Consider the following 9208-nt stretch of genomic DNA (forward strand, 5'->3'; position numbering starts at 1 on the left):
TGGAAGCACAGGACCGTTCAGGGGCTTGCGTTAAGCTGGCTCGCGAAGGCCGCCATTCTACCGGCCGAAGCTTCCACGGGTCCCGCCTTGCCGTATTCATTGCGTTCGAATCAGCGTTCCGTTCACGCGATTGCCGCTCCTGCGGTAGCCCTGCTGCTCGGGGCTGCGCTGGCACTGCCGGCCTGGGCCGCGAAACCGGGCAAGGCCGCCGCCGGTGACGATGTCGTGCGCGCGCTCGAACCGACCCTGGCGGGTGAATTTGCCCTGCAGGCCGGCAAGCTGGATGAAGCAGCCAAGGCGTATTTCGACGCCGCGCGTGCCGGCAACGATGCGACGCTGGCCGAACGCGCGACCCGCATCGCCCTGCTTGCGAAGGACGACAAGCGTGCAACGCAATCGCTGGCGCTGTGGCGCAAGCTCGGTGGCGATGCGCGCTCGCAGTCGGCGGCCGAGGCGACCCTCGCCCTGCGCCGCGGTGACGAACGCACCGCGCGCAAGCAGCTGAACGGACTACTGGCTGCAGAGGACGACGGCTGGCAGCAGGTGCTCGGCGTGCTGGGCGTGGGCGCGCGCGATCCCGAGCAGTCCGCGCGCCTGCTCGGGCAGCTGGTGGATGACGGAAAGATTCCCGACCAGCTGCAGGCGTGGCTCGCCTTCGGCGGCCTGGCGCAGAAGCTCGATCAACAGGCGCTGGCGCAGCGCATCGTCGATGAAGTCGTGCAGCGTTTTCCCGGCGAGCCGCGCGTCGCCCTGCTACGCGCCAGCCAGCTGCGCCAGAACGGCAAGCCCGACGATGCGCGCAAGGTGCTGGCAATGCTGGATCCGGCAATGCTGCTGGTGCCCGAATTGCGCATGGCCGTGGCCGCCGAATACGACGAACTCGGCGATTACGCCACCGCGGCTGCGACTCTCGCGAAGGGACCGCAGGACGACCAGACCTACGCGCTGCGCGCCTCGCTGCTGGCGCGAGCGGAAGACAAGACCGCACTGATCGCCCTCTACGAAGAGCTGCGCCGCGAGGCCGCCAGGCCCGAACCGAGCCGGCGGCTGTTGCTGGGACGCATGGCGGAATTCCTCGAGCGTTTCGACGAAGCGCTGGGGTGGTACCACGGTGTTCCCGGAGGCAACGAACGATGGGCCGCGCGGCTTCGCGCTGCCAATGTGCTGCATGAACTCAAGCGCGCGCCGGAAGCCTACCAGGCGCTGCGCGACCTGCAGTCCGACGCCGCCGCGCCGGAAGAAGCGCGACGCGATGCCTACATCCTCGAAGCGGATCTGTCGCAGCGCGACAAGAACGATGCCGGCGAACTCGATGCACTGGCGCGCGGTCTCGCCGCCTTCCCCGACGATCCCGACATCCTTTATGCGCGTGCACTGGGCTGGGAGCGCCGCGACAACATCGCGCGTGCCGAAGCCGACTTCCGCAAGATCCTCGTCGCCGATCCGGACAGCACCGCCGCGCTGAACGCTCTCGGCTACACCCTGGCGGACCGCACCACGCGTTACCAGGAAGCGCTGGAGCTGATCGATCGCGCGCGCACCGCCGAGCCCGACAACGCCGCAATCATCGACAGCTATGGCTGGGTCCTGTATCGCCTCGGCCGCAAGGACGACGCACTGACCGAGTTGCGGCGCGCCTTCGCCCTGCAGAAGGATCCGGAAATCGGCGCGCACGTGGGCGAAGTGCTGTGGGATCTCGGCAGGAAGGAGGAAGCACGCAAATACTTCGAGGAAGCGCGCAAGCTCGACCCCGGGAACCGCGCCCTGCAGCGCGTGCTGAAGAAGATCGGCGAATGATGCGGCGTGTGTTGCGTTCGCTGGTCGCGGGTTTGTCGCTGTGCGTCATGCTGTCCGCGTGCGTCGCGCCGCAAACGCGCCAAGTCTTGCCCGCTGATCCCGTCCAGGCGCGCGCGAACGATGCGCGGCGTGGTGCGTTGGCCGAATGGAATCTGTCGGGCCGGATTGCGGTTTCCACTGGCAATCGCGGCGGCAGCGGGCGCATCGACTGGCAACAGGAAGCGGGCGGTTACACGATTTCGCTGAGTGCGCCGGTCACGCGGCAAAGCTGGCAGCTGAGCGGCAACGATCGCGGCGCGCGCCTGGAAGGCATCGCCGGCGGACCGCGCGAGGATGCGGACGTCGAGCAACTGCTGCTGTCGGCGACCGGCTGGAATATTCCGGTGCGCGCGCTGCAGGACTGGGTGCGTGGCATTCCGGCGCCGGCGCAGGAATTCGGCCCCGAAAAACATGTGTACAGCGGCAGCCTGCCGGCAAGCCTGGAGCAGGCGGGCTGGACGATCGAATACCAGGAATGGCTTCCGGCCGGCACGGATCGGCCGCAGTTGCCGCGGCGCATCGTGGCCCGCAGCGGCGATGCCAGCGTCAAGCTGGTGATCGACGAATGGAGTCTGGATTCGCTCCAGGAAGCCTCTGAATAACTGCACTTGCTCGTCATTCCTGCGAAAGCAGGAAGCGCTTCATCACAGCCCAAGGCTGGTCATCCAGTGCCCTTGATTTGACGGCTTGAAGTTGCTGGATCCCTGCTTTCGCAGGGATGACGTTCCTGGTTTCGAAGTCGCGTCCCGAACTGCTTTACCCTTCAGCGCCCCGATCTCCGCGTTTGACCGGATGACCCTCCCCCAAGCCACTTCCGGATGGACCGTTTGGCCCGCGCCGGCCAAGCTGAATCTGTTCCTGCGCATCACCGGGCGGCGGCCGGATGGGTACCACGAGCTGCAGACAGTATTCCGGCTGCTGGATTGGGGCGACACGCTGCGGCTGCGGCTTCGTGGCGATGGTCTGGTCGTCCGCCACGGCCCGTCCATTGCCGGAGTTGCGGAAGCCGACGATCTGACGGTACGGGCAGCGAAGTTGCTGCAAACGGAAGCGAACGTCCGGCAAGGTGTGGATATCGGCATTGAAAAGCGCATCCCGGCGGGCGGTGGCTTCGGCGGTGGCTCGTCGGACGCGGCAACCGTGCTGGTCGCGCTTAACAGGCTATGGGGCGTCGGGTTCAAGACCGAAACACTGGCGGCCTTGGGGTTGCAGCTGGGCGCCGACATCCCCGTCTTCCTCCGGGGTGAGAACGCCTGGGCCGAAGGCATCGGCGAGCGCCTGCAGCCCGTCGAACTTCCGTCCGCCTGGTACCTGCTGGCCGATCCCGGGGTCCATGCCCCGACCGCCGGACTTTTCCAAGCCCCTGATTTGACGCGGAATGCAGCGCCCGCGACAATATCGGACTTCGTTTCGGGAACTGAGCTCGGGAACGCATTCGAGCCGGTCCTGCGCGCGCGCGAGCCGGCTGTCGAGGCGGTATTCGGGGCGCTGTCGCTGGTCGGCACGCCGCGATTGACCGGGTCTGGCAGTGGTTGCTTCGTCGAATTCGCCACCCGCGAATCGGCCGAAGCGGCGCTGGCAGCGCTGCCGCCGGGCATCAAGGCCTGGGTGGCGGCGGGTGCGGCAAGGTCGCCGCTGCTGGATGCGCTCGACGCGAGGGCCGACGGGTCGCCAGGACCGTAGCCGAGGTTTCAGCGCAGGGGCGTCGCCAAGTGGTTAAGGCACCGGGTTTTGATCCCGGCATTCGTAGGTTCGAATCCTTCCGCCCCTGCCAACTCATCGTTGTTACACCGTCCCTTTCACCGCCAGAGTCAGAGCGAAGCGGAGCCCCACGTGCAGAACGATCGCAACCTGCTGGTATTCAGTGGCAACGCCAACCGCCCGCTCGCCGATGCCGTGTGCAAGGAACTCGGCATCCGCATGGGCAAAGCGCTGATCGGTCGGTTTTCCGATGGTGAAGTCCAGGTCGAGATCGAGGAGAACGTGCGCCGCCAGGAAGTGTTCGTCATCCAGCCGACGAACGCGCCCAGCGCGGAAAACCTGGTGGAGCTGCTGGTCCTGATCGACGCGCTCAAGCGCGCATCGGTGTCCAGCATCACCGCGGTGGTGCCGTACTTTGGTTATGCGCGCCAGGATCGTCGTCCGCGTTCGGCCCGCGTGCCGATCACGGCGAAGGTAGTCGCGAAGATGTTCTCGACGGTCGGCGCGGACCGGGTGCTGACGGTCGACCTGCACGCTGACCAGATCCAGGGTTTCTTCGACATCCCGGTCGACAACGTATATGCATCGCCGCTGCTGCTCGCCGACATCTGGCGCGCGCACGGTACGGACAACCTGATCGTGGTGTCGCCGGACGTCGGTGGCGTGGTGCGTGCGCGAGCGATCGCGAAGCGCCTCGACGACGCCGACCTCGCGATCATCGACAAGCGCCGCCCACGCGCCAACGTCGCCACGGTGATGAACATCATCGGTGACGTCGAAGGCAAGACCTGCGTGATGGTCGACGACATCGTCGACACCGCCGGCACGTTGTGCGCTGCTGCGGCTGCCCTCAAGGCGCGCGGCGCGCTCAAGGTCGTCGCCTACTGCACCCATCCGGTGCTGTCGGGCGCGGCTATCGACAACATCATGAAGTCGCAGCTCGACGAGCTGGTGGTAACCGACACCATCCCGCTCGGCGAAGCCGCGAAGGCCTGCAGCCGCATCCGCCAGCTCAGCGTCGCCGAGCTGCTCGCGGAAACGATCCGCCGCATTGCATTCGGTGAATCCGTCAGCTCGCTGTACGTGGATTGACGGGGCGCCGCACAAGATCCAACTCACCTGGTCGCGGGTGAGTTTTCCAAGCCGCCGCGAGGCGGACCAACGTTGTAAACAGTGAGTAAGAACATCATGGCAACCGAACACAAGATCTCGGCCACTGGCCGCGAAGCCGCAGGGAAGGGTGCGAGCCGCCGCCTGCGTCGCGCCGCCAGCATCCCGGCCATCGTCTACGGCGGCAACGCCGCTCCCCAGAGCATCCAGCTCGAACACGAGAAGACCTGGCTCGCCAGCCAGAACGAGTGGTTCTACTCGTCGATCCTCGACCTCGACCTCGACGGCAAGGTGCAGAAGGTGCTGTTGCGTGACATCCAGCGCCATCCGTACAAGCAGATCATCATGCACCTCGACTTCCAGCGCGTGGACGAAAACCAGGCACTGCGCGCCAAGGTGCCGCTGCACTTCCTCAACCAGGAAAAGTCGCCGGCCGGCAAGACCGCGGGCGTCGTGGTTACCCACGAACTCAACGAAGTCGAAGTCAGCTGCCTGCCGAAGGACCTGCCGGAGTTCATCGAGATCGACCTGGTCGACCTGCAGATCGGCGGCATCGTCCACCTGTCGGAGCTGAAGCTGCCGAAGGGCGTCGAGCTGCCGGAACTGAAGCTGGGCAAGGAACACGACGTCGCCGTCGTGATCGCCAAGCACGGCAGGGAAGAGACCGAGGAAGCTGCTCCGGAAGCCGCCGCCGAAGTGCCGGCTGCCAAGGTCGCGAAGAAGGAAGAGAAGTAATCGTGCCTGCACCGGCGCGCCGAAACGCGCGCCGGGCAGTGCGGTCTACTCGCTTCATCGATGGCAGGCTTGCGCCTCATCGTCGGGCTGGGCAACCCCGGACCCGAACACACCCGGACCCGGCACAACGCCGGGTTCTGGTTTGTGGACGCCCTTGCGGAAAAATCCGGCGTTCGCTTCGGGCTGGAATCCAAGCTGTTCGGCGAAACCGCCAAGGTCGAGATCGCCGGCCAGAACGTGTGGCTGCTGAAGCCGGCCACCTTCATGAATCTTTCCGGCAAGTCGGTTACCGCCGCGCTGCGTTACTGGAAGATCGAGCCGGAAGAAATGCTGGTCGCGCACGACGAGCTCGACCTGCCGGCCGGTACGCCGCGGTTGAAGTTCGATGGTGGCGCCGGTGGCCAGAACGGCCTGCGCGACATCATGCGTTTGCTGGGGCACGGGAAATTCGCGCGCCTGCGCGTGGGCATCGGCCACCCCGGGCACAAGGATCGCGTCACGCCGTGGGTGCTTGGAAAGCCTGGCAAGGACGATGAAGCCGCGATCCTGCGCGCGATCGACGACGCGATCGACGTGCTGCCGCTGGCAGTGAGCGGCGATTTCAACGAAGCGATGAAGCGGCTCAATACCGCCAAGTCGTGATTGGTGATTGGTGATTCGAAGGAATCACCAGCCACGAATCACGAATCCCGGATTTAAGAAAGTTATGGGCATCAAATGCGGCATCGTCGGCCTGCCCAACGTCGGCAAGTCGACCCTCTTCAACGCGCTCACCAAGGCGGGCATCGCCGCGGCCAATTTTCCGTTCTGCACGATCGAGCCGAACGTTGGCGTCGTACCGGTGCCGGATCCGCGTCTCAACGCATTGAGCGAAATCGTCAAGCCGCAACGCGTGCTGCCGACCGCAGTGGAATTCGTCGACATCGCCGGCCTCGTCGCCGGCGCGGCAAGCGGCGAGGGCCTCGGCAACAAGTTCCTCGCGCACATCCGCGAAGTCGATGCGATCACCCATGTCGTGCGCTGCTTCGAGCACTCCGACATTATCCACGTCAACAACAAGGTCGATCCGATCGCCGATATCGAGACGATCGATACCGAACTTGCGCTCGCCGACCTGGAATCAGTCGACAAAGCCCTGCAACGCGCCGAACGCACCGCCAAGACCGGCGACAAGGACGCGAAGATCCGCGTTGAAGTCCTGGCGCGCATCCGTGCAGCCCTCGATACCGGCAAACCAGCGCGCGCGCTGGGGCTGTCCGAAGACGACAAGGCGCAGGTCCGCGATCTGTTCCTGCTTACGCTGAAGCCGGTGATGTACATCGCGAACGTGCTCGAGGACGGATTCGAAAACAATCCGCACCTCGATGCCGTGCGCGCGCACGCGGTGGGCGAGGGCGCTGAGGTCGTGCCGGTCTCGGCTGCCATCGAGGAAGAGTTGAGCCAGCTCGACGACGAAGACCGCGATGTGTTCCTCAAGGATCTCGGGCTGGATGAGCCGGGCCTCAATCGCGTGATCCGCGCCGCCTACAAGTTGCTCGGCCTGCAGACCTACTTCACCGCGGGCGTGAAGGAAGTCCGTGCCTGGACAGTAAAGGCGGGTTCCACCGCGCCGCAGGCGGCGGGCGTGATTCACACCGATTTCGAGAAGGGCTTCATCCGCGCCGAAACGATCGCCTACGACGACTTCATCAAATACAAGGGCGAAGCCGGTGCTCGCGATGCCGGGCGCCTGCGCCTGGAAGGCAAGGAATACCGGGTCCAGGAAGGCGACGTTCTGCATTTTCGTTTCAACGTCTGATCGCGTTGCGATAGCACTGGCCTGCGGTGCCGATGAACGCGCCGCAGCGCATGGCGCGGGAGTTCTGCGCTTTGCCGTGCAGCGACCAAGGTTGGCCATCGCGGCTCCGGCTATAAAAAAGAATTTGCCGGAAATGCGTTGACTTCCTCCAAGGTGCTCACCAAAATAGCGGGCTCTTTGGAGGGATACCCAAGCGGCCAACGGGGGCAGACTGTAAATCTGCTGGCTTACGCCTTCGGTGGTTCGAATCCACCTCCCTCCACCACCTTCCCGTTCACCGGAAGGCGGCGGAAGTAACATGTAACACCCGGGTGCCTTACCAGCAGCCGGTGCTTCAAGGGCAGTACGTTCCAACCCGGTTGTGGAAATGTTTCATCCGGCGCGGGAGTAGTTCAATGGTAGAACTGTAGCCTTCCAAGCTACTAGCGCGGGTTCGATTCCCGTCTCCCGCTCCATTGCAACAACCCGGTTCGTACAGTCCGTAACAACTGCTCACGTAGCTCAGTCGGTAGAGCACCTCCTTGGTAAGGAGGAGGTCGATGGTTCGATTCCATTCGTGAGCACCATCTTCAAGAATCCCGCTTCGGTGGGGTTCACGGCCCGAACCCCGCCCATGCGGGGTTTCGTCACGTCCCCATCCAAGCAGCACAACGAGAAGCGACAGCCATGGCAAAGGGTAAGTTCGAGCGCACCAAGCCCCACGTAAACGTCGGCACGATCGGCCACGTGGACCACGGCAAGACCACGCTGACGGCAGCGCTGCCCATGGCAAAGGGTAAGTTCGAGCGCACCAAGCCCCACGTAAACGTCGGCACGATCGGCCACGTGGACCACGGCAAGACCACGCTGACGGCAGCGCTGACGAAGGTGGGCGCGGARCGTTTCGGCGGCGAGTTCAAGGCCTATGACGCGATCGACGCGGCGCCGGAAGAGAAGGCGCGCGGCATCACGATCTCGACGGCGCACGTCGAGTACGAAAGCCCGAACCGCCAYTACGCGCACGTGGACTGCCCGGGCCACGCCGACTACGTGAAGAACATGATCACSGGTGCGGCGCAGATGGACGGCGCGATCCTGGTGTGCTCGGCCGCGGACGGYCCGATGCCGCAGACGCGCGARCACATCCTGCTGTCGCGCCAGGTCGGCGTGCCGTACATCGTCGTGTACCTGAACAAGGCCGACATGGTGGACGACGCCGAGCTGCTGGAGCTGGTGGAGATGGAAGTGCGTGARCTTCTGTCGAAGTACGAGTTCCCGGGCGACGACACCCCGATCATCCACGGCTCGGCCCGCCTGGCGCTGGAAGGCGACCAGTCGGAGATCGGCGTGCCGTCGATCATCAAGCTGGTGGAGGCGCTGGACACCTTCATCCCGCAGCCGGAGCGCGCGATCGACAAGGCGTTCCTGATGCCGGTGGAAGACGTGTTCTCGATCTCGGGCCGCGGCACCGTGGTGACCGGCCGTATCGAGCGCGGCGTCATCAAGGTGGGCGAGGAAATCGAAATCGTCGGCATCCGCCCGACCCAGAAGACCACGGTCACGGGCGTGGAAATGTTCCGCAAGCTGCTGGACCAGGGCCAGGCGGGCGACAACGCSGGYCTGCTGCTGCGCGGCACCAAGCGTGACGACGTGGAGCGCGGCCAGGTGCTGTGCAAGCCGGGTTCGATCACCCCGCACACGCAGTTCGAGGGCGAGGTGTACGTGCTGTCGAAGGACGAAGGCGGCCGCCACACGCCGTTCTTCAAGGGCTACCGCCCGCAGTTCTACTTCCGCACGACCGACATCACGGGCGCCGTGACCCTGCCGGAAGGCGTGGAAATGGTCATGCCGGGCGACAACATCAAGATGGTGGTGGAGCTGATCCACCCGGTGGCGATGGACGAAGGCCTGCGTTTCGCGATCCGCGAAGGCGGCCGCACGGTCGGCGCCGGCGTGGTGTCGAAGATCCTGAAGTGACGAACTGACCCAGGCGCGCCTTGCGCGCCCRGGTTRTCGGTTCGTCATCCCCGCGGCTATGAGTGGGGATCT

Annotated in this window: 8 protein-coding genes and 4 tRNA genes; all 12 read left to right on the forward strand. The window is 65.0% G+C overall.

The annotated features are described in order from the left end of the window. The first annotated feature begins 174 nt into the window (after positions 1 to 174). The 12 genes from ASD14_RS03140 (at position 175) to tuf (ending at position 9136) form a co-directional block, all read left to right on the forward strand. Positions 175 to 1797, forward strand: a complete 1623-nt coding sequence (locus ASD14_RS03140) for a tetratricopeptide repeat protein (RefSeq protein WP_235565300.1) — start codon at positions 175 to 177, stop codon at positions 1795 to 1797. Further along, positions 1794 to 2438 carry a lipoprotein insertase outer membrane protein LolB gene (gene lolB, locus ASD14_RS03145; RefSeq protein ID WP_056128658.1) on the forward strand — a complete coding sequence of 215 codons (645 nt, stop codon included), beginning with the start codon at positions 1794 to 1796 and terminating at the stop codon, positions 2436 to 2438. Before ASD14_RS03140 ends, lolB begins: the two co-directional genes overlap by 4 nt. 190 nt (positions 2439 to 2628) lie before the next feature. After that, a complete protein-coding gene (ispE, locus tag ASD14_RS03150) occupies positions 2629 to 3519 on the forward strand; it encodes a 4-(cytidine 5'-diphospho)-2-C-methyl-D-erythritol kinase (RefSeq protein WP_056128661.1) in 891 nt (296 codons plus the stop codon). Between the two features lie 15 nt (positions 3520 to 3534). Beyond that, positions 3535 to 3610: transfer RNA gene (locus tag ASD14_RS03155), tRNA-Gln, on the forward strand. 59 nt (positions 3611 to 3669) lie between these two features. Beyond that, positions 3670 to 4629, forward strand: a complete 960-nt coding sequence (locus ASD14_RS03160; protein WP_056128663.1) for a ribose-phosphate diphosphokinase — start codon at positions 3670 to 3672, stop codon at positions 4627 to 4629. Positions 4630 to 4725: 96 nt separating this feature from the next. Beyond that, the gene (locus ASD14_RS03165; protein WP_056128962.1) at positions 4726 to 5382 is read left to right on the forward strand and encodes a 50S ribosomal protein L25/general stress protein Ctc; all 657 of its coding nucleotides are present in this window, start codon (positions 4726 to 4728) and stop codon (positions 5380 to 5382) included. Between the two features lie 60 nt (positions 5383 to 5442). Beyond that, positions 5443 to 6024 carry an aminoacyl-tRNA hydrolase gene (gene pth / locus ASD14_RS03170; protein WP_056128664.1) on the forward strand — a complete coding sequence of 194 codons (582 nt, stop codon included), beginning with the start codon at positions 5443 to 5445 and terminating at the stop codon, positions 6022 to 6024. A 64-nt stretch (positions 6025 to 6088) separates the two neighbouring features. Next, positions 6089 to 7180 (forward strand): redox-regulated ATPase YchF, encoded by a 1092-nt coding sequence (gene ychF / locus ASD14_RS03175; protein ID WP_056128666.1) that lies wholly within the window; start codon positions 6089 to 6091, stop codon positions 7178 to 7180. A 179-nt stretch (positions 7181 to 7359) separates the two neighbouring features. Continuing rightward, positions 7360 to 7445: transfer RNA gene (locus ASD14_RS03180), tRNA-Tyr, on the forward strand. A 116-nt stretch (positions 7446 to 7561) separates the two neighbouring features. After that, positions 7562 to 7635, forward strand: a tRNA-Gly gene (locus ASD14_RS03185). 35 nt (positions 7636 to 7670) lie between these two features. Continuing rightward, positions 7671 to 7746, forward strand: a tRNA-Thr gene (locus ASD14_RS03190). A 100-nt stretch (positions 7747 to 7846) separates the two neighbouring features. After that, entirely contained in the window at positions 7847 to 9136 is a 1290-nt protein-coding gene (gene tuf / locus ASD14_RS03195; protein ID WP_082538694.1) for an elongation factor Tu, read from the forward strand. Positions 9137 to 9208 lie beyond the last annotated feature (72 nt).

Origin of the sequence: Lysobacter sp. Root494 (assembly GCF_001427225.1) — a bacterium.
Classification (GTDB): Bacteria; Pseudomonadota; Gammaproteobacteria; order Xanthomonadales; family Xanthomonadaceae; genus Agrilutibacter.

Bases quoted from the DNA above. Each gene is read 5' to 3' on its own strand.
- lolB (WP_056128658.1), top strand. From the start codon at position 1,794: ATGATGCGGCGTGTGTTGCGTTCGCTGGTCGCGGGTTTGTCGCTGTGC.
- ispE (WP_056128661.1), top strand. From the start codon at position 2,629: ATGACCCTCCCCCAAGCCACTTCCGGATGGACCGTTTGGCCCGCGCCG.
- ASD14_RS03165 (WP_056128962.1), top strand. From the start codon at position 4,726: ATGGCAACCGAACACAAGATCTCGGCCACTGGCCGCGAAGCCGCAGGG.
- pth (WP_056128664.1), top strand. From the start codon at position 5,443: ATGGCAGGCTTGCGCCTCATCGTCGGGCTGGGCAACCCCGGACCCGAA.
- ychF (WP_056128666.1), top strand. From the start codon at position 6,089: ATGGGCATCAAATGCGGCATCGTCGGCCTGCCCAACGTCGGCAAGTCG.